This window comes from Ardenticatenales bacterium (assembly GCA_020634515.1).
Taxonomy (GTDB): domain Bacteria; phylum Chloroflexota; class Anaerolineae; order Promineifilales; family Promineifilaceae; genus JAGVTM01.
The window spans coordinates 612,711-631,709 of the sequence record JACKBL010000001.1; the positions used below are offsets into that span (position 1 = coordinate 612,711).

Sequence of the window (18,999 nt, forward strand, 5' to 3'; positions counted from 1 at the left end):
ACTATTCTTGCCTTTGCGGCCGGGTGAGCCACGGATCACGCCACCTTTCAACTTCAGCCACGCCCCTTCAGTACTCTCCCGCCTTCCCCGCCGGTTGCTCCACACCCCCCTTCCGCCTATAATCCCGCGATCCGTAGCAAGAAATCGGGTTTTGTCCCAGAAAGACCTTTTATCGATGGGGTCGTCTCCCTTCAACGGGAGTCTGGCGAAATCTACATAACCAACAGCCTTCGACAAGCTCAGGCTGTGTTTCCCCGAAATATCGAGAATGTACATGGGGTCAATGGTAAACGCGACAAAAGAGATGACAGGTGGGCGAACATGCGCCCGCTTTCCCTCGTCCTTTCTCGCCCCACTGACCACGATGCTTCAAGGAGGCGAGTTTCCAACTCGCCCCATAAGGAGTTTGCGCTATGACCAAGATTCCCGTTGCCGTCCTGGCCGCCACCGGCGCGGTCGGCCAACGTTTTGTGCAATTGCTGGCAGACCATCCCTGGTTTGAAGTCACCGCGGTGACCGGTTCGGACCGCACCGTAGGCCGTCGCTATGGTGAGGGTGTGCAGTGGGTGATTCCGGGGGAACCCCCCGCGTCCATCGCCGACCTGACGGTGCTGCCCAGCGAGCCTAATCTGGACGTCCCCCTGGTTTTTTCGGCGCTGCCGACGGATTTGGCGCGCGAGTTGGAGCCACAGTTCGCCGCCGCCGGATACGCGGTTGCCACCAATGCCTCCGCCTTCCGCATGGCGGAGCATGTGCCCCTGCTGATTCCGGAGATCAATCCCGACCACACGGGCCTGATTCGCCGCCAGCAGGAGGTAAACGGCTGGTCGGGGTTCATCGTAGCCAGCCCCAATTGCTCTACGACCAGCGCCGTGCTGCCCATGAAAATATGGCAGGATGCCTTTGGGCTGGAGGCGGCCATTATGGTAACGTTACAAGCCATTTCGGGCGCGGGTTATCCGGGCGTGCCATCCATGGCCATCTCGGATAACGTGATCCCGCACATCGGCGGCGAGGACAAGAAACTGGAAAACGAGCCAAAGAAACTGTTGGGCCTGGTGCGGGATGGGGAATTGACGCTGGCGGACCTGCGCGTCAGTGCGCAGGCGAACCGCGTTCCGGTGTTGGATGGGCATCTGGCCAGCGTTTCCGTAAAGGTGAGCCGTCCGCCATCGGTGGCGGAGGCGATTGCGGCGCTGGAGACGTGGCAGCCGCCCGCCGCGTGCGCGGGACTGCCCAGTAGCACCCCGCGGACGCTTATTTACCGGCATGAAGAGGACCGCCCGCAGCCACGGCTGGATCGGGACGCGGAAAATGGGATGGCCTGGACGGTGGGGAAGGTGCGGGCGTGTGATGTGCTGGATTTGCGCTACATGGCGCTGACGCACAATACGCTGCGCGGCGCGGCCAGCGGGTCGATCCTGAATGGGGAGTTGTTGGTGCGGCAGGGATATGTGAAGTAGGGAGAGGGTTGTTCGTGGCGAAGGGATGCCGGCATTTCCTCTCAAGCATTGGGGGGCATCGTTGGGTTGGAATGCCGGCATTTCCGCGCGCTTATTCCCTTGAGTCGAGTCTGGCCAAATCCACGCAGGGTGAGCGGCGTCGAGGCTTCAGCCGGCCAAGCCCCCTATGTGGGTCGGTTGAAGTTGCCACGTCACGAACACTCGCGTCCTGTACATGACAGGTGGGTAGTACCAACACCGTGTCGACAAACGTTCAACATTTGACTATAATCTAAAAACAAAGCCATACAGTTCGCCGGTACTTCGCTGCGCGACGAGCCGTGCGTATTTTTCGCCGTGGAATGTGCGCGAATTGAATAGTGTTGCAGCGCGTGAAAGGGTAGCGCGCTCCGCGTCCGCATCCGCGGACCGAGCCTCCACACCCATAAATCAACGGGAAAACATAATAATCCGAGCGAAAAGCACTTTGCCAGGGTGTTGTTTGCGCAGCCAGGGCGACATCCCGGTGAGAGGATCGCAGCGCCGTTAGCTCGTGCGTCGGCACGCTGCCTTTTTTTAGGACGCACTCCAGCGTCCTCCACTCTGCGTTACCGCATATGCCGGCAACGCGCCACAATATCAGAACCCGCGGAGGGAAAAATGAGAAAGATGTTTTTCGTTCTTCTGGTTTGTATGTTGTTTGTTGTTCCCGTGGCCTTTGCCGGGGAAGGTGCCGCCGCCACGCCAGACACGGTGGTGACAATTACGCCCAATCTGCCCACCGGTCAGCTTCTGGGCACGCCTATTCAGTTCACGATTTCCGTCGATGATGCCGATCCCTACCTGTATCGTTTTTCCGCCGGCAGACAGGGAGAAGCGATGCACATTATTTACGATTACACGCCGGACAATGTGCTGACGTGGACCCCCATTGAAGATGGCCTGTTCGTCGTGCAGGCCTCGGCCAAGAATCGGAACACGGGGCAGATCAGCACCACCTCCATCACCTACCTTATCCGGCCGCGCGCGCCCCTGTCGCCTGTTGTTTCGTTCTCAACCAACAACCTGGTGGCCCTGTACAGCGCCCCCAAGTGCCCGGCGGGGTATAAAATGCGCGTCGTCTTCATTGAGTTCCAGACAACGCGCCCGTCGTCCACCGACAAAAAACCGTGTGATGGCGCGCATACGATGAACTTCTACATTGGGGGGATGCACGAGGGGGGCCTCTACTTTATGCTGCACCAGGTGTACAACCCGCAGGGCAATCCTGTCGCTACGGGGCCAGTGAAGTACTTTATTGCCGGCACGGTCCCCCTCATAAAGCCGTTCGCCTACCCCTACGTCGCTCCCGGACCGCAAACAAGCTATGCGGAAATCCTCGTTCTGCTTTCTCCCATCAACGGCACCGACACAACCCCCGCCTACCCCCACGCGCGCGACCTGGGTGGGCGGATGGTCTGGTACTATGACCACAACGTGAACCAGACCCAGTTCATGCGCCCCGTTCCGGGCGGCACTTTTCTCATTCGCGCGGACCGCCCGGACGTGCAAGGGCAGATTATGCGTGAAGTAGACCTGGCCGGCAACGTGGTGCGGGAAACAACCGTGGAAGCCGTTGACGCGCAGATAAAGGCCATGGGGTTCACGGATGACTTTACCACGTTCCACCACGAAGCGCGGCTGATGGAAAATGGCTACTACGTCATGCTGGGCAACAACGAGCGCATCCTTGTTGACGTGCAGGGGCCTGGTCCCGTAGACGTCATTGGGGATTACATCGTGGTTCTGGACCACGAATGGCAGGTTGTTTGGGCCTGGAACGCCTTCGACCATCTGGACCCGGCCCGCCTCGCCATTCTCGACGAGCATTGCGTCAGCCAGGGGCCTGGTTGCCCGCCGCTGTTCCTGGACGTGATCGCCAACGACTGGACGCACGCCAATTCCGTGGCCTACACGCCCGACGGCAATCTGTTGCTCTCCATGCGCCACCAGGACTGGGTGGTGAAACTGAATTACGCCAACGGCGCCGGTGATGGCAGCGTGATCTGGCGCCTGGGACCTGACGGTGACTTCACGCTCAATGATCCGGACCCCAATGCCTGGCTGACGCACCAACACGACGCCAATTATGTTGCCGGCAATCAGATCGCGTTGTTTGACAATGGCAACACCCGCTGCGCGGCTGATCCGGAGCTTTGCTACAGCCGCGGGCAGGTATACCAGATTGATGAAGTGAATATGACAGCTTCGTTGGTACTGAATGCCGACCTGGGCAACTATTCATTTGCTCTGGGCAGCGCGGAGAAGTTGTCTAACGGCAATTACCACTTCAACTCCGGCATCCAGCCCGTGGGTACGTACCTGATCAGCACGGCGCAGGAGGTGTCGCCGGACGGAACAACCAACTACAGCCTGCTGCTGGAGTTAGGGGCGTACCGCTCGTTCCGCATGGTGAATATGTATTCAAAGCCGGGCAGCCCGCCGATCACGGACCTGATCAATCCGCTGGATTACGTCAACCCCGCGGATTAAGCCTGATCCGCGGGATCAGGTTCAGGTCTGAGTCGTTTTGGCGAAAATCTCCACGAGGAGTGACGTTTCCAGAAGGAATGTCACTCCTCATGCCGGCATCATTCAAAGCTTCACACTTTCCTGACAGGAGGGAACCCCATTATGAAGAAATGGTTATTACTGTTTGTGCTGCTGGGCGCGTTTGTGACTGGCCTGATACAGAAAACACGAACGACGGATGCGGCAAATGCCGGCACTTTTTCCGTCCAACTCACACCAGACATCCCCTCCGGGCAGCTCGTAGGCACGATCATTAACTGGACCGTCACCGCCGATCCGCCCGGCAATTATGAATACCGTTTTAGCTACCTGCCCTACGGCGACAACATCCGCCTGATGTATGATTTCCAGGAGAGCAACGTCTTCGAGTGGGCGCTCCTGGGTGATGGCGCGTATATGGTGGTGGCCACCGTGCGCGACCGCGACACCGGCGAAACGGTGCAGGCAACGCATGGCTTCTACTACCTGCCGCGCACCACCACGGAACCCGTGGTTTCCGAATCGGGGCATCCGTTGACGGCTTTATACAGCGCCGCGCCCTGCCCGGCGGGCCAATCGATGCGCGTCATATTCTGGGCGCGGGGCACGAACCGTGCCACGGCCACGAACAAGCAGTTGTGTGATGGCGTGCATAGTATGAATTTTTATATTGCCGGCATGTACCCCACGGCATTCTACTGGCTAAGACACGAGACCTTCGACGCGCAAGGCAACAGCCTCGGCTATGGCCCCCCGCGCTACCACATTACCCGGTTTATTCTCTACCAATTCCTGCCCCCCAACGACATCACCATTCCGCCCAACGGAGATACCAGCCTCTACGAGAACCTCATTCTCCACTCCGCGATCATTGGAACCGTGAACCATGACAACTTCCCCTACGCCACGGACCTCCTGGGGCGGCCCATGTGGGGCTACCTCCGCGAATTTTTCAATGCTGTCTGGCTGCTGCGCCCCATGCCCGGCGGCACGTTCACTATCATTCTGGATGGAGCCGATCGGGCAGACCAGGTGCTGCGCGAAGTGGACCTGAACGGCAACGTCGTGCGGCAGACGAACATCCCGCGCATCAACGAACAACTGGCGGACCTGGGACTGGAGCCGGCCACATCTTTTCATCATGACGCCACGCTGCTGCCTAACGGGGACATGGCCATCATCGCCAGCACTGAACGCATCCTCGTGGATGTGCAGGGACCCGGTCCCGTGGACGTGATTGGCGACTACGTGATTGTGCTGGACCCGAACTGGCAAGTGAAGTGGGCGTGGGACAGCTTCGCGCACCTGGATCCGGCGCGGGCGGCCGTGCTGGGGGAAACGTGCGTCAACGAGGGTCCGGGCTGCCCGCCCGTGCTGCTGGATGACATCGCCAACGATTGGACCCACTCGAATTCCGTGACGCCGACGCCCGATGGCCATCTGCTCCTCTCCATTCGCCACCAGGATTGGGTGGTGAAGATCAACTACGCCAACGGCGCGGGGGATGGAACCGTCTTCTGGCATCTGGGGCCGGCGGGTGACTTTGACCTGGGCACAGAGGATGACACGCTGTGGAATACGCACCAACATGACGCGCATTTCATCAGCGAGAATCAGATTATCCTCTACGACAACGGCAATACGCGCTGCGCGGCCGATGCGCAGCTTTGCTACAGCCGCGGGCAGGTGTTCCAGATCAATGAAGCGAATATGACGGCGTCATTGGTGCTGAATGCCAATTTGGGCACGTATGCGTTTGCGTTGGGCAGCGCGCAGACGCTGGCGAATGGGAATTATCACTTTGATTCCGGGATTCAAACGGGGGAGATGGTGAATTATTCGCTGGCGCAGGAGGTGCTGCCGGATGGGACGTTGAATTATGAGCTGTATACGGAAATGCCGGCATACCGCTCCTTCCGCGTCCCCAATCTTTACCTCACCAACGACCCCGTCCCCTTGCTGCCCCTGATCGAGCGATAACCGGCCTCTTCCCGGAAGCTTCGTCACAGATGATGCCCCTGGATAACAGCTTCCGGGAAGATGTTGCATTCGCGGAACGCCATTCCGCCGCTGAAAATGATCTTCCCGGAAGCTTCGTCACGGATGATGCCCCTGGATAACAGCTTCCGGGAAGATGTTGTCATTGATGGTGCGCCGCGGCGCATGAAGTTTCCTTCCTCAACGCGGCCTATTTATCATCCAGCGCGGCAATGCCCGGCAGTGTCTTGCCTTCCAGCAGTTCCAGGCTGGCGCCGCCGCCCGTGCTCACGTGCGACATACGCGCCGTCAGCCCTGCATTCTGCACCGCCGCCGCCGAATCGCCGCCGCCGATGATCACTTCCGCGCCGCCGTCGGCCAGGTCGGCCAGCAAGCTGGCGATGCGGTTTGTGCCTACGGCAAAGGGGCTGAACTCAAACACGCCCATGGGGCCATTCCAGACGACCAGCCGCGCTCCCGCCAACTGCGCCGCAAACTGAGCTACGGTTTGCGGGCCAATATCCAGGGCCATTTTGTCGGCGGGGACGCCAGATGCCGGCACAATCGCCCCCTCCGCATCCGCCGCAAACCGATCCGCCACCACCAGGTCTGCCGGCAGCACCAGCCGCTCCGCCGCCAGGTCCAGCAGGCGGGATGCCTCCCCCACCGCCTCCGCCTCCACCAGCGAAAGACCCATTTCGTACCCCTTCGCCCGCAGGAAGGTGTTCGCCATGCCGCCACCGATGAGGATCTTCTCCGCCTTTTGCAGCAGATTCTCAATCAGCTTAATTTTGTCCGAGATTTTCGCCCCCCCCATAATCGCCACGTAGGGGTGCGGCGGATTGGAAACCGCCTGCCCCAGCGCGCTCATTTCCTTGCCCATGAGGAAGCCGGCCACGGACGCCCCGCCCTTCGCGCGCATGGCGTGGGCCACGCCTTCCGTACTTGCTTCGGCGCGGTGCGCCGTGCCAAACGCATCGTTGACGTACACATCCGCCAGGTCTGCCAGCCGCGCGGCCAGGGCCGGGTCATTCTTCTTCTCGCCGGGATGGAAGCGCGTGTTTTCCAACAGAACCACGTCGCCCGGCTGCATGGCCGCCGCCGCCTGCGTGACGCTGTCGCCGACCACGTCGTCCATTTTGCGCACGGGGCGGTCCAGCAAGGCGGACAGTCGCTCCGCCACCGGATTCATGGCGAACTGCCGGTCCGCCTCGGACTTGGGCCGCCCCAGGTGGGAGCAGAGGATGATGGCCGCGTGATGGGCCAGCAGGTAGTTGATGGTGGGCAGGGCGGCGCGGATGCGTGTGTCGTCCGTAACGGTGATGTTGTCGTTGGGGTCCTTGCTACTCAGGGGAACGTTGAAGTCCACCCGCACCAGCACTGTCTTCCCACTTACGTCAATGTCGGTGATCGTTTTCTTGTTCATGTTTTCCTCTCAACCGGGGGCATGCGCTGCGCCAGATGTTTGTTTGACAGCCACCGCCCCGGACATATATTTCGGCTACCTTCTTGCGCCAGGACAAAAGCGCGTTTGTCGTCCAATTATAAAGGAGTTGCCCATAGGCGGCACGCGCCACAATGCGCGAACCCCAAATGGGCTGGCTGAAGCCGCCACTCCCCAAACGCCCATGTCCTGTAGGGAGGAAAATGGCTCTAAAGTACTTGTATGCCGGCATTATCCTCCCCATTTCTTCGATTGACACCCCACCTGAAAAACATATACTGATTGACAATCTGGCATTTTATGCCCATTGTAGAATAAAGTCCTATACACTTAATAACCGCCCAAAAATAACTTCACATTTCTTCGGACGGTTACTGACAAGCTGTCCGCACATTTAATTGCGGACGGCCACTTTAGGAACGGAAATTTTAAAAATAACGAAGTTGTTTCCTGACCGTTCCTTCAAACTGACTTTGCCATTCCATACTTTATTTCATCGTCAGTCTTAAGCCAGATTAGACCCATTTTCGGAGAGCGTTAGTCGGTCAGAAGAAGCCTGTTAGGGTTGCCATTTAAGTGCCTGGGAGGTAGCGATGTATCGTCGTTGGTTAAGAGCTGTCAGCAGTCTGCAGTTGCTGGCTATGTTGTTGGGCGTTTTTATCCCACTGGTCAATAATCCCTCGCGTGCGCAAGCACAAACGAATGACGTGGCAGTTTCATCTCCATCCGTGCCGGAGAGGGAGATGCCATCACCTGCGTCGTCGCCTTTCTCTTCTCCCGATCCGCAAACAAGCGCCATTGAGAAGGCGCTGAGTGGCATTGTCGATCCGCAAGGGCTGGTTCCCTTGTCTGCTGGTGCGATGGAGGCTGGTGGGAGACCGGATGCCGGCATTTCCTCCCCGCGCCTGCCGGATGAAGGCATCAACCCCACATGGCGGGTGCAGTCATTGTTGGACGCGGCAAACAGCGTCATTCCGGTTGTTTCCGTGCCCGCGGCTCCCGATCCCCTGGCCGATTTCCCCCGTAACGTAAATCCATCCGCGCAAACGATGCCGGCAGACGCCCTGGAAGCAGACCACGCGCCCGCGCCGGACGGACAACAACGCGCGCAGGGGCGTTTCTCCGCCAGCCATGCCGTGCGTGCCGGCAAACCCTTCGCGCCGCCATCTGTATCACCGTTGGCTGCCCTGGTTGACGCCGCGGTTCCCGCCGACGCAAATGTCCCCGCCACGCAAGAAGTAGGGCAGACCGGGGAAATGCCGGCAGCCGGTCCCTCATTGAAATCCGCTGAGACTGTCCAACTACCCCATCCCCACGCTATATCTCCCGACGATTTCCCTACGCCGTCTGCGGCAAACATTGTCAGTGGTACGGTTTTATTGGTGGAACCCATTAGTGAACCATCTGAATCGCCACCGGACATATTTTTCTCGACAATTATCTCCTATGACCATGCTGGCGATTTTGTTTCTCTATCTTCGACGTCAGACGGAACAGGCCTTCTATCCACGGATGATGCTTTTTATCTCGAAGTTCAACAACCAAACGGCACTATTCAATACTACTATTATGATTACAGTGCAGGTGGACCAGGAATCACCAGCACATTGCCTGTCAATGTTTCTCATCTTTTTGCGCCTGGCATCAATACCATCTACATAGAACTTTGGGATTACTACGTGCCCCATCGCGGCACGTCGGGCTATTACCTGGTCAGCGGCGGCTCGTGCGACGACGTGACGCCGCCCATCATCGGCCCCGTTACCCTGGAACAGACAGGGCGCCTGTTAGAATTGGGCGGAAACAGTGGTTACGCCGTCGTCAGCGCCCTGGTTACCGACGAGAGCGGCGTGGCCCTCACCCTTGATTTCAATGGGCAAACTTATCCCATGTACGACTATGGTGGAGGGTATTACGTGGCCGCGGTCCCCTACCCGGTTGGCCAGACGAACGCCTACACCATTAGCGCCGTGGATGGGTGCAACAACAGCGCCACTTTCCCCACATTTACCGCCTATGGCAGCGAAACGGAAGACCTCGGCTACTGGCCGTGCCGCAAAGGGTGCAACGACATGGGATACCAGCGCGCCTCCAGCGACCCGGTGAACACCGCTAACGGCAATTTCTATTATCAGACCAATGACTTGAGCGTGATGGGGGTTGGCAATACCGATCTGGTCGTGGCGCGCACGTATAATGCCCGGTCCTTGCTGTGGAATGGCGCGACGGAAATGCAGTACGTTGCCGATGGTAACGGGGGGTATGTCGAGGAGCCGGCTTCCCAACCGCCGCAGCCGTTTGGCCCCGGCTGGACCTTCCCCTTTGCCGCTTACCTGCAAGAAATAGACGCGGCCCCTTTCTATCAAGGGGCGCAAATCCAATACGCGGACGGGCACACCGCCAGTTTTACCTGGCAAGACGACCATTTCGTGGCCGATTCCCCCTCGAATTTTGACACGTTGACAAAAGAGGGGGATGCGTTTGTCTTGCGCCACAAATACACACTGGAAGTCGAACGCTTTGACGCCCAGGGGCGCCTGATTGCGCGCGTGGATCGCAACGGCAACCAGATTACTTTGCAATACAACGGGGATCTGCTGACTCGTGTGGAAAATGACAGCGGTCGCTGGCTCACGTTCACCTATGACGACCAGGATCGCGTCATTCAAATTGATGCCCCGGAAAACAAAAGCATCAGCTACGGGTACACGAACGACCTGTTGACCAGTTTCACGGATGCCCGCGGCGAAACGACGACGTATGGCTATGATGACGACCAACGCCTGACCCAGATGGTGACGCCCAAGGGGCATACTTCCCTGGAGCAGACCTATGATGATGAGTATCGTGTGGAATGGCAGCGCATTGGCCGCGCGGAAATCAACACCTTTGCTTACAGTGATGATGGGCTGACAACGACGATCACCGATAGTTACGGCAACGAGACGACCTATCGTTACAATGATCTGGGGCAAAATGTGGAAATTATCGACGCCCGCGGTTTTGCGGAGTCGTTTGGTTATGACGCGGACTATAACCGCACTTACTACCAGGACCGGGAGGGACGGGAATGGTCGTATACGTATGATGATCGTGGGAACCGGCTGACGGAGGATGGCCCGTTGTCCTGGCATCAGGCGTGGGATTATAACGACCTGAACCGCGTGACGCGCGCCCAGGATGCGTTAGGACGGGACACGCATTATGCGTATGACGCGCAAGGGAATCTGGTTCGCATTGAGCGCCCAGGGGGGACGTTTTCCACAATCGTTTACGATGGTCGTGGATTGCCGGTGGATGTGCATGATTATGCCGGCACGCACACCCACAACCAGTACGATCCCAACACCGGTGACCTGCTCGCCACCACCGATGGCGCCGGCTACACCACCCATTACGCCTACGACGCCCTGGGGCGGCTCACGGAAACGGAATACCCCACCGGCGCCACCTGGAGCTACGCCTATGATGGCGGCGACAACATCACCGACATCGACGGTCCCATTGGCTACCACCTGCACTATGATTTTGACGCCAACAATAATTTGGCGCGGGAAGTTGACGCCAACGGCGGCGAAATCACCTACCAGTATGACGCCTCGGAAATGCTGGCCCAGCGGACGAACCCGTTAGGATTCGCCACAACGTTCGCCTACGACGACATGAATAACCTGGTTCGCCAGGAAGACGCGGCCGGTTACGTCTGGACGTATGAGTACGACGCGGTCTACAACCAGATCGCCGTCCATGCGCCCGAAGACACGCACACCTTCTACACCTACGATGGCGCGCGCCGCGTAGTGGACCAAATCTGGTGCAACAGCCCCGTGGTTGACGATGCCTGCGCCACCAGCCGCGTCACCCATTACGAATACGATGCGTTGGACCGCCTGGTGCGCCGGATTGACAACGCTGTGCCGGGCGCGCCCCCGGATGCGGAAACCAACGTGACCACGTCGTATGCGTATGATCTTGCCGGCAATCTGCTTTCCACCACCGATCCCAACCTCCATCAGACTCACTACCAGTACGATCCGCACCTGGATTGGCTGGTGCGTGTGGAAGACGCCGCGGCTCAGGTCACAGATTATGATTACGACCCCATGGGCAACCCGATCTTCATGCAGGATGCCGCCGGGCGCACCTGGACCTACGTCTACGATGGCGTCTACAATCTCATTGAGACACATGCGCCGGAAGACACGCACACCTTTTACCAATACGATGGCAACCGCAACCTGACGGACATCAGCCGCTGCAACAGCCCGCTGGCAGGCAACACCTGCCCCCAGAATCAAGTCACCCATTTTGAGTACGATTTGCTGGATAGAAATGTCAAGCGGATTGAAAACCACATTCCCGGCGCGGAGGAGACGGCAGATACGAATGTGACGACGCTGTATGGGTATGATAATGCCGGCAATCTCCTCACCCTCACCGACGCCAACCACAACCAGACACACTACCAATACGACCCCGCTCACCGCCTGGTGCGGCAGGAAGACGCCGCACAACAAGTCACCCAATACGCCTACGATGGCGTAGACAACCTCGTCACCCTCACCAACCCCCGCGCCTACACCACCACCTTCACCTACGACGGCCTGGCGCGGCTGGAAACCCGTACCGACGCCCTCAGCCACACCTGGACCTACGCCTACGACCGGCACAGCAACCTGGTGGACGAAACCGACCCCCTGGGCGTCGTCACGCATTACGACTATGATGGCATGGATCGCGTCAACCGCCAGATTCAGAACGCTGTTTCCGGCGGCGACAACCTGTCCGACCAGAATGTCACCACCCGTTTTGCTTACGATGCTGCCGGCAATCTCCGTATCATCCATGACCCACGTGGAGCCTACGTCACCGAATATCAATATGATCCCGTCAACCGCCGCATCCGCACCATTGACAACGAAGGGGGCGAAACGGAATACCAGTACGACCCCGTCAGCAATCTCCGCTTCCTCATCGACGCCAACGATCACGCCATCGAATTCGTTTACGACGGCCTGGACCGGCAAACCGAGGTCATCAACCCCGAAGGCCACAGCGTCCTCAGCGAATACGACCGCCTGGACAACCTGCTCACGCTGACCGACGCGCGCGGTAGCCAGACCCATTTCGTTTACGACGGCATGAACCGCGTCGCGCTGCAAACGGACGCCCTCGGCGGTCAGTGGCAATACAGCTACGATGCCATGGGCAATCTGCTGCAAGAAGTAGACGCCAACGGCCACGCCAACGACAGCTACACCTACGATGACGTGTACCGTGTTCGCACCGTCACCGACGCCGAAGGGTATGTGGACGTCTACAGCTATGATGCCAACAGCAACCAGATCGCCTGGACCGATGGCAATCTGCACACCACCACCTACGAGTATGACCCGGTAGATCGCCTCATCGCCACCACAAACGCGGAGCAAGAAAACACAACCTACCAGTATGATCCCCTGGGCAACCAGACCTACTTGATCGAAGCGGATGGCGTCGTCACGCGCTACGACTATGACCCCCTGTATCGCCTGATCACCGTTAACCAGAATGACCGTCCCGGCGAACCGGAAAGCGCCGACGTCAACGTAGACACCCACTACAGCTACGACGAAGTGGGCAACCTGCTCGCGATCCTGGATGCCAATCTGCATCAAACCGCCTTCAGCTACGATGGCCTGAACCGGATGGTGCAAGAAGTGGATGCCGAAGGCCACACCTGGCAGTATGGCTACGACCCCGTCGGCAACCGCGTCTGGCGCATAGACGCCAACGGCGACCGCACCGACTATGCCTACTACCCCGATAACCAGTTACAGCATGTTGCCTACGAGTTGGATGGCACTACCGTAGACTACACCTACGACGCCAACAACAACCGCACCAGCATGACCGACCACCTGGGCGTGACCGCCTGGACCTACGACCCCCTGAACCGGGTGACGGACGTCACCGACGCCTTCGGTCGCCACCTGGGGTATGGCTACGACGCCGTGGGCAACCGCACCAGCCTCACGTACCACGATGGGCGTACCGTAGACTACGCCTACTACGACAACGACTGGCTCCACACCGTCACCGACCCCGAAGGCCACCTCACCGGCTACGACCGGGATGGCGTGGGGCTGATGGTCTTAACCACCAATCCCAACGACACCATCACCACCGCCGGCTATGACCGCGCCAACCGCCTGCTAACGCTCGTCAATCGCCAGATCGTGGGCGCGCAAGAGACAAACAGCGCCTTCTCCTACACCTACAATGAAATCGGCCACCGCACGCAAATGGTCGCCGAATACGGCTGGCGCAACCCCGCCGTCGTCGTCAGCCAGTACACCTACGATGGCCTGCGCCGCCTCATTCGTGACGCGGACAGCGAAGGCGTCTGGACCGATTACGTCTACGACCGGGTGGGCAACCGACTGCTGCTGCACACAAACGACGACAGCGAAACGCCGCGCCCGTTCGATGAACAGACGCTGGTGTACACCTACAGCGACACCAACCGCCTGCTGACGGTCACGGGCAACACGCACCCCCGCCTGCCTGGCAGCAAGCGGGAGGACAACGTGGCGCAGGCGATCTACGCCTTCCGTTACGACGTGCAAGCCCAGGATGGGGTCCACATCAACTCCCTGGCGGCGCAGTTTCTGGTCGCGGAAGCGGAAGCCTTGCTCGCCGCCCTGGAAGACCACCCCGTTCCGGACGAGCCGGAAGTGGCCGCGGCCATTGAGTCGCTGCGGCTGCGCGTGCGCCAGGCGCGCGGAAGCGGCCTGATCAACAGCCAGGGCGTGGTTCGCCAACTGCTGCTGAAACTGGAACTGGCGGACAAGGGCAACAACGGCGCCAGCGGCGACATACAGACCCAGACATTCAGCTACGACGCCAACGGCAGCCGCACCAACACCGAATATCCCGGCCCGCAAGGCCCGCGCGTCCAGGGCACGGACTACGCCTACGACCCGGAAAACCGCCTGCTGGAAGCCCAGGATTACCAGATGAACGTCCAGGGCAACCGCGTGGACCGCGGCGTGACCACATTAGAGTATGATGGTTGGGGGCGGCGGCTCTCCAAGACGTATGACGCGAACGAAGGGGGCGGCGGCGCCAAGCGCGTGGAGTACGTCTTTGACGGCTGGGACCCGGTTGCCGAATACAACCAATGGAACCCACAGTATGAAAACTTCTACCGCAGCGACCTGAACCGCATCGTCACCCTGCACCACTTCCCCAGCGGCACGGAAGGGCAGATGTACTGGTACCACTACGACGGCCTGGGCAGCGTCAGCGGCCTCACCAAACAGCAAGGCCAATCCAGCCACAACTACCGCTACCACCCCTTCGGCCAGATCGAAACACCCCCCGGCAACTTCACCGACCCCCACAACCACTACACCTTCACCGGCCAGGAGTGGGACGAAAACATGGGCCTCTACGAGTTCTACGCCCGCAAATACGACCCAGTAACTGGAATTTGGCTAACTCAAGATACTTATCGCGGATTACGAAAAACACCTGCAAGTCTCCATCATTATCAATATACTTTAGATTCACCCACCAACTATATTGATCTAGATGGTAGAGTGGCTGTCCCTGTCATATTAGGAGTGATGGCTCTTGGCGGAACTCTTTCAACGGGTGCTAGATATGTTGGAGATGTGGTTGATAATTATCTAGATGGAGGAAGAGGAGTTGACATGTTCAAACCCAGATCATCTTCTGGAGAGTATGCTGCTAGCTTTATTGGGGGTATGATACCGGTTCCTGGGGTGTCTGGTGCTGTTGAATCGTGGTTGGAAGACGCTTGGTCTAGTGCCCCTGTCTGTGGTGTTAAAATCGTGAGGGATGGCATATACGATTTGGCACTTGTTCAAGTTGGAGATGAAGTTATAGATGTCTTGTTTCCTAAGAAAGTAAGAGGACGCATAGCGGATAGCTTGTGGGTAACTAAGGAGGGCGCACTAAGTAAAAGAGGCCAACGAGAGTTGACAGAAATGACTTTACAGGAAGGGATAGGAGTAATGGCCGATGTAGTCACTGAGATTACTGGAAGGACTATTACAGAAACAGATGTTGTTGAATATTTATTTGGAAATCCATGCAAATTATCGGAACAACATTATGGAGGTTCACTGCAATGCATAGATAATGGGGAAAACTCATCCTCTTATCAATCAATACAGTCAACTTGTAATCCTGCATACCAATCTTGCTTGCCACCTGCGTGCAATCCTATGTATCAATCTTGCATGTTGTCCACAAGTGAACTCTAGTCACAAAATTCAAAACCCTGATGGACTGCCAAATCTTTTTGAGGTCTTAAGAAGCTCCATAGTGCCGTAGTTTCAGGCGGTAAAAGGGGATGGTTGCCGCAAATTGACAGTGGGGGTCGAGCCACGCTTTGCTGGCGGAGAATACAAAAGTCTGGGAGACTTTTGTATTCTGGGCGGCTACGGGCGGCTCAAACCGGGTGCGTTTGGGGGAGGCCCTGGGTGCGCCAGGAGAGGTAATGGGCGAAGTTGAGTATTTGCGTGCCGGCATTTTCCGGCAGCCTATCCACTAATTGCGCCACCTGATCGGCCACGGAAACAGATTCTTCACCCTCGGCGCGCCAGATGACCAGGAAGTGTTGCCGATTGAGCCGTACCAGGGTAACAGTTTCCCCCCATTCGTCCACGAACTCAATCTCAAATTCTTCTTCGTCGTATTGATGTACAATGGTTCCCTGAGAACCTGCCGGCAAATTTGCTCCCAGCACCGGCTGAAGCATTTCCACGACGTCGTATTGAGCAGGTTTGATCATTTCTCGCGCTCTCTTAACACAAACAATGTTGTCAAATGTGCCGTCTGACTGTTGTTGGCAATGAACCATCCCGTGCGCACCATAGCTGTCTGCCCAGACAGTCCCATTATGAAAAGATCGACGCGCAAATGCCGTCCCAATTCGTCAATTCGTAACAGCACGGCATCAGCATCTTGCGCTTTCTGCTTGACTTGATGTAGTAGATGCTCGTGATTGGCGACCGTATAACCCAACACCGATTGAAAGACGCGCGCCTTGTGCTTGCCTTTTGGATGCCGCAAATTCAACGCATAGGCAGTTAATTTTGCGGGATCAATGACGATGAATTCAGCATAGTCCCGTAGTTCCACATGTGTATTCTAGCCAGAACGCAAACGAATGTCGAGATACGTCCGGTTGGTAACGGCTTAGCGTTCGCCGGAGGAGAATACAAAAGTCTGGGAGACTTTTGTATTCTGGGCGACCGGCAATGGTCTCAAGGCTATGGCGGAGGGCGGTAGTGGCGCAGCTCCAGGCGGTAGAAGGGGATGCTTTCCACAAGCTGCCAATGGGCGTCGAGCCACGCTTCGCCGGCGGAGGTGGGGGGCGGACCGCCAAATCGTTCGCTAATGAGCCAGATATCCGCGCCCCGCGACCCCGCTTCGTTCGCCAGCGCCGCCAGTTCCTCCGTACTGCCGGCACGCCGCCCCCGCTCCGCCGCCCGTAAAGGCTGGTAATAATTGTAAGGGATAGTGTTCCAGGGTGGATCGATCCAGAGGTGGTCGGATGCCGGCATTTCCGCCCCCACATACGCCGTCACCCCCCGCCAATCATCCTTCGGTGTCAGCACCGTCGCCCCCGCCGCCAGCAGCGACAACAGCAGCAGCCCCGCCGCCAGCCGCGCCCGCCGCCGCGGCCACGCGCCCACGATCCAGGCGACCAGCAGCACCACATACGGCCAGCCGACGACGAGGATGCGCTTAATGGTGTAGAAGCGGGGCAGGGCAAGGAGGAGTGTGGTCAGGGCAAATGCCGGCAACGCCACCCAACCTAACCGCCGCCGCCACCCAGGATGCCGCAGCGCCGCGCGCAATACTGCCGCCGCCGCCACCACCCCCGCGGCCACGCCCGCCAATCCCGCCAGTAGCATCCCCCCAGACAACGTTTCTACCCCCAGCACCCGCGCCAATCGCCCGAAAATATACACCCCCTCTATCTGGTCCAACAGGCGCAGCAGATGCGGCAAAAAGGGGCGAAAAAGCCACCACGCGCCCCCCATCGCCGCCAACGTCAGCAACAAATGCCACAGACGGCGGCGACCATACCACCAATAAACCAACCAGACGGCCACCAGCCCCACCCACAGCGGAATGATGGTGTAATCGAGGACGAGACCCGCCGCCAGCCCCGCAAATGCCGGCAAACTCCCCCACCAACGGTCCGCCGCCAACCCAACAGCCAGCAGCAACCCCGCCGTCGTCACCAGGGCGTACATACGCGCTTCGGCGGCATACCAGATGCTCAGCGGGGCCAGCGCCAGCAGTGCCACGGTCAGCCAGGCGGTGAAGGCATCCGCCGACAGCAGCCGCGCCAACCAGTACAGGAGCGCCAGATTCAGCAAGGAGGCCAGCGCCGAGGGCAGACGCGCCGCGGCCTCGCTTTCGCTGCCCAACGTGATCAGAGTCTGGCGCAGCAGGATGTAATACAATGGGGGATGCCGGGTGTCAACTTTCTGGCTCCAGAGCGTGGCCGCGTCATTATTCGTCGCCGCCTGCACGCTAAAGGCTTCGTCCAACCACAGGCTATCTTGCCCCAGCGGGGCCAGGTGCAGCAGTATGCCCAGGAGAATGAGGAGCAAGCCAATGGCCCACCGCCGCCGCTCAACCTTTGCCATCACGATTCCGGGCTACCTTCCTGGTTCGAGTAGACGATTTGCGTGCTGACGATGGGGGAATACCGCTCGTCCATCCCTTGAATGCGCAAGGTTTCCTTGATCTGGCGGATGCGCGGCAGGATGGTGGAAAGGTTGACCTGATACAGTTTGCCGGTGGCGGCGGGCGTCTGGTCACGCATGGTTTGTTCGCTCATGACGGATTCGATGGCGGCGGCCCAGGCGGCGGGTGCATCCTGGTTGGGATTCGCTTTTTTCTTGAAATCGCGCCAGAGGCGGCGACCGGCGACGAGGGAGAGGAGGCCGTAGGCGCGGTGCTGCAAGCCGGGCAAGAAGAGTCGCTCAACGGGGTCTTTCATGGCTTGCGGGCGCAAGGGAATTTGCAGCGCCCCGCCGAACAGGGCGATGGGCAGTATCCACGGTTCGTTGGGGACGCCGCCAGAGGTGCTGAAAACTTTGCTGGAGGCCAGAATGCCGGCAGCGCGCGCTTCCGTCAATGGTATATCCACACTGGCCGGATTGACCTCCACAATGCGCCACTGGCCGCGATACGGGCGCAGCTTCACGGCCACCAGGTCCGCCGCCGTGTAGGCGTTGTTCGCCAGGTCAGGGTCAGGCCAGACAATCTCAACATGCGCGAACTTACCGTTTTCCGTTTCGATGGCGCGCGTCAAAGCCAGCCGCCCCCGTCCCAAAACCGTCTTCAGCAGGATGTCAAAGACAACCACGCCAAACAGGTCAAGCACCTCCGCCGCCTGTTTGCGCGGCTGCAAGCACGCACGCAGCGCCGCCTCGTCCTCCGCCAACGTCGCCGAAATCGCCCCCTCCACCACCGGCCATATTTCTTTCCAAACGATTTCTTCAGTAATCATGCGCGTTTGCGAGTGGCGCGTGGCAAGTTCACAGATTCACC

The 18,999-nt window shown here is 58.8% G+C and carries 9 protein-coding genes; 4 read left to right on the top strand and 5 right to left on the bottom strand.

Annotated elements, in window-relative coordinates; genetic code table 11:
* Window positions 1–413: 413 nt before the first annotated feature.
* The 3 genes from asd (at window position 414) to H6650_02305 (ending at window position 5,972) form a co-directional block, all read left to right on the top strand.
* The gene (asd, locus tag H6650_02295; protein MCB8950823.1) at window positions 414–1,463 is read left to right on the top strand and encodes an aspartate-semialdehyde dehydrogenase; all 1,050 of its coding nucleotides are present in this window, start codon (window positions 414–416) and stop codon (window positions 1,461–1,463) included.
* A 639-nt stretch (window positions 1,464–2,102) separates the two neighbouring features.
* Complete coding sequence (locus H6650_02300) at window positions 2,103–3,974, top strand: aryl-sulfate sulfotransferase (GenBank protein MCB8950824.1); 1,872 nt, start codon at window positions 2,103–2,105, stop codon at window positions 3,972–3,974.
* 141 nt (window positions 3,975–4,115) lie between these two features.
* Window positions 4,116–5,972 carry an aryl-sulfate sulfotransferase gene (locus H6650_02305; protein MCB8950825.1) on the top strand — a complete coding sequence of 619 codons (1,857 nt, stop codon included), beginning with the start codon at window positions 4,116–4,118 and terminating at the stop codon, window positions 5,970–5,972.
* Window positions 5,973–6,180: 208 nt separating this feature from the next.
* Here the strand turns inward: H6650_02305 and H6650_02310 are convergent, their stop codons facing one another.
* Window positions 6,181–7,395, bottom strand: coding sequence for a phosphoglycerate kinase (locus H6650_02310; GenBank protein MCB8950826.1), 1,215 nt, complete (start codon window positions 7,393–7,395; stop codon window positions 6,181–6,183).
* A gap of 761 nt (window positions 7,396–8,156) precedes the next feature.
* Between H6650_02310 and H6650_02315 the strand changes: the two genes are divergently transcribed.
* Window positions 8,157–15,686 carry a hypothetical protein gene (locus tag H6650_02315; GenBank protein MCB8950827.1) on the top strand — a complete coding sequence of 2,510 codons (7,530 nt, stop codon included), beginning with the start codon at window positions 8,157–8,159 and terminating at the stop codon, window positions 15,684–15,686.
* 188 nt (window positions 15,687–15,874) lie between these two features.
* On the opposite strand, the gene H6650_02320 is transcribed toward H6650_02315, so the two are convergent.
* The 4 genes from H6650_02320 to H6650_02335 form a co-directional block, all read right to left on the bottom strand.
* The gene (locus H6650_02320; GenBank protein ID MCB8950828.1) at window positions 15,875–16,216 is read right to left on the bottom strand and encodes a DUF4926 domain-containing protein; all 342 of its coding nucleotides are present in this window, start codon (window positions 16,214–16,216) and stop codon (window positions 15,875–15,877) included.
* Window positions 16,213–16,566, bottom strand: a complete 354-nt coding sequence (locus tag H6650_02325) for a hypothetical protein (GenBank protein MCB8950829.1) — start codon at window positions 16,564–16,566, stop codon at window positions 16,213–16,215. The genes H6650_02320 and H6650_02325 overlap by 4 nt, the downstream gene beginning before the upstream one ends.
* A 131-nt stretch (window positions 16,567–16,697) precedes the next feature.
* Window positions 16,698–18,092 (bottom strand): hypothetical protein, encoded by a 1,395-nt coding sequence (locus H6650_02330; protein MCB8950830.1) that lies wholly within the window; start codon window positions 18,090–18,092, stop codon window positions 16,698–16,700.
* The gene (locus H6650_02335; GenBank protein ID MCB8950831.1) at window positions 18,089–18,958 is read right to left on the bottom strand and encodes a hypothetical protein; all 870 of its coding nucleotides are present in this window, start codon (window positions 18,956–18,958) and stop codon (window positions 18,089–18,091) included. Before H6650_02335 ends, H6650_02330 begins: the two co-directional genes overlap by 4 nt.
* Between the last annotated feature and the right edge of the window lie 41 nt (window positions 18,959–18,999).

Bases quoted from the DNA above. Each gene is read 5' to 3' on its own strand.
- H6650_02300 (MCB8950824.1), top strand. From the start codon at position 2,103: ATGAGAAAGATGTTTTTCGTTCTTCTGGTTTGTATGTTGTTTGTTGTT.
- asd (MCB8950823.1), top strand. From the start codon at position 414: ATGACCAAGATTCCCGTTGCCGTCCTGGCCGCCACCGGCGCGGTCGGC.
- H6650_02320 (MCB8950828.1), bottom strand. From the start codon at position 16,216: ATGATCAAACCTGCTCAATACGACGTCGTGGAAATGCTTCAGCCGGTG.
- H6650_02335 (MCB8950831.1), bottom strand. From the start codon at position 18,958: ATGATTACTGAAGAAATCGTTTGGAAAGAAATATGGCCGGTGGTGGAG.
- H6650_02310 (MCB8950826.1), bottom strand. From the start codon at position 7,395: ATGAACAAGAAAACGATCACCGACATTGACGTAAGTGGGAAGACAGTG.
- H6650_02315 (MCB8950827.1), top strand. From the start codon at position 8,157: ATGCCATCACCTGCGTCGTCGCCTTTCTCTTCTCCCGATCCGCAAACA.
- H6650_02305 (MCB8950825.1), top strand. From the start codon at position 4,116: ATGAAGAAATGGTTATTACTGTTTGTGCTGCTGGGCGCGTTTGTGACT.